The organism is Jeotgalibacillus marinus, assembly GCF_040801915.1.
In the GTDB taxonomy this organism is placed as follows: domain Bacteria; phylum Bacillota; class Bacilli; order Bacillales; family Jeotgalibacillaceae; genus Jeotgalibacillus; species Jeotgalibacillus marinus.
Genome location: NZ_JBFMIA010000347.1, coordinates 1 through 223 on the forward strand (window position 1 = coordinate 1; position 223 = coordinate 223).

The 223-nt window shown below is 44.4% G+C and carries 1 protein-coding gene; it reads right to left on the bottom strand.

What is annotated here, in order from left to right; all coding sequences use genetic code 11:
- Positions 1 to 223, bottom strand: a 223-nt coding sequence (locus tag AB1471_RS19245; RefSeq protein WP_367781102.1) for a hypothetical protein, incomplete at both ends; no start/stop codon positions are given.

The following is a 223-nucleotide window of genomic DNA, read 5'->3' on the forward strand; positions in this document are numbered from 1 at the left end:
TCCCTTTTTCTCTCTTTTTCTTCTCCTTTTTTTCCCTCCTTCTCTCCTTTTTTTCTCTTTTCTTTCCCTTCTCCTCTTTCTTCCCCCTCCCCCTCCTCTCTTCTTCCTCCTCTTCTCTTCTCTCTCCCTCCTCGTCTCCTTCTTTCTCCTCCTCTCCTCCTTTCCCTTTTTTCTTTTTTTTCTCTTTCCCCTCTTTTTTTCTTTTCTCTCTCCTCTCCCTTCC